Origin of the sequence: Curtobacterium sp. B18, from assembly GCF_000333375.1 — a bacterium.
In the GTDB taxonomy this organism is placed as follows: Bacteria; Actinomycetota; Actinomycetes; order Actinomycetales; family Microbacteriaceae; genus Curtobacterium.
Genome location: NZ_BACZ01000496.1, coordinates 1 through 1,338 on the forward strand (window position 1 = coordinate 1; position 1,338 = coordinate 1,338).

Consider the following 1,338-nt stretch of genomic DNA (forward strand, 5'->3'; position numbering starts at 1 on the left):
GCACGCCCCTCGTCCACGCCCTGCGCGAGGCGGGCCACCACGTCACCACGCTGGTGCGACGCGAACCGCGCACCGCGAGCGAGTTCCGCTGGTCCCCCGGCTCCCGGAAGCTCGATCCCGCGATCCTCGACGGGGCCGACGTCGTGATCAACCTCGCCGGGGCGAACATCGGCAAGCTCCCCTGGACCGAGTCGTACAAGCAGGAGATCCTCCGCTCGCGGGTCTCCGCCACCGACACGCTGGTCGAGGCGATGCGCCGCGCGACGAACCCGCCGGCCCTGTTCCTGTCCGGGTCGGCCTCCGGCGTGTACGGCGACCGCCCCGCCGACGTGCTCGCCGACGACGCAGCCGCCGGCACGGGCTTCCTCGCCGAGGTCTGCACCGCCTGGGAGGCCGCGGCGAACGCCGCACCGGACGCGGTCCGCGTGGTGACGCTCCGTACCGGCATCGTGGTCGGCAAGGGCGGCGGCGCGCTCGCCCCCCTCGTCCCGCTCACGAAGGCCGGCATGGGCGGTCGGCTCGGCACCGGCGGACAGTACTGGCCGTGGATCGCGCTCGAGGACGAGGTCGGCGCGATCGTGCACCTGGCGACGAGCCCGGAAGCGGCCGACGTCGTCGGGCCCGTGAACCTCGCCGGCCCCGAGGCCGCCGTGTCCGACCGCATCACCAAGCGCGTCGCCGAGGACCTGCACCGGCCCTACCTGTTCCGGATCCCCGAGTTCGCGCTCCGGCTCCTGCTGCAGCAGGCCGCCGACGAGATGCTCCTGTCGAACCAGCAGATGGTGCCGACGAAGCTGCTGGAGTCCGGGTACGCGTTCCGGTACCAGCGCGCCGAGGACGCGGTCGACGCCGCGTTCTGACGCGACCGGCTGACGGACCGGCGCGGCCCGCTCAGCGGTGACGCGCCGGCGGCACCCGGGACGCGCCGACCGCGCCTCCGGTCAGGACACGTGTGCCCTGGTGAGCGCTTCGCGCATCGCGGCCCGCGCCCGCTTGCGGTCACCGGCGGCGTCGTAGACGACGCCGAGGCGGTACCAGCCGCGCCAGTCGGCCGGGTCGTCCTCGACGGCGGCCCGGTACTGCGGGAAGAGCTCGTCGGCCGCCTCACGCAAGGGGCGACCGGACGGCCGGACCGGCACGACGTCGGCCGGGGCCCCGCCCTCGCGCTCCAGCCGGGCGCCGAGCCGCGTGATGCGCAGCCCGAAGCGGAACTCGAGCACGAGCAGCAGTGCGCCGATCGCCGCGACGACGAAGAGCGCGACACCGATGCCGATGCCGATCGGGATGCCCGTCGCGATGAACGCCACCGCGCGCTGCCCGACGAGGACGATTAGAGCG

The 1,338-nt window shown here is 74.7% G+C and carries 2 protein-coding genes; one reads left to right on the top strand and one right to left on the bottom strand.

All coding sequences use genetic code 11. The features are described from left to right. A partial coding sequence (locus I5E_RS13125; protein WP_022907391.1) for a TIGR01777 family oxidoreductase occupies positions 1-860 on the top strand: 860 nt, incomplete at its 5' end. Between the two features lie 81 nt (positions 861-941). On the opposite strand, the gene I5E_RS13130 is transcribed toward I5E_RS13125, so the two are convergent. Then, positions 942-1,331 (bottom strand): tetratricopeptide repeat protein, encoded by a 390-nt coding sequence (locus I5E_RS13130; RefSeq protein ID WP_083857967.1) that lies wholly within the window; start codon positions 1,329-1,331, stop codon positions 942-944. Positions 1,332-1,338: the final 7 nt, after the last annotated feature.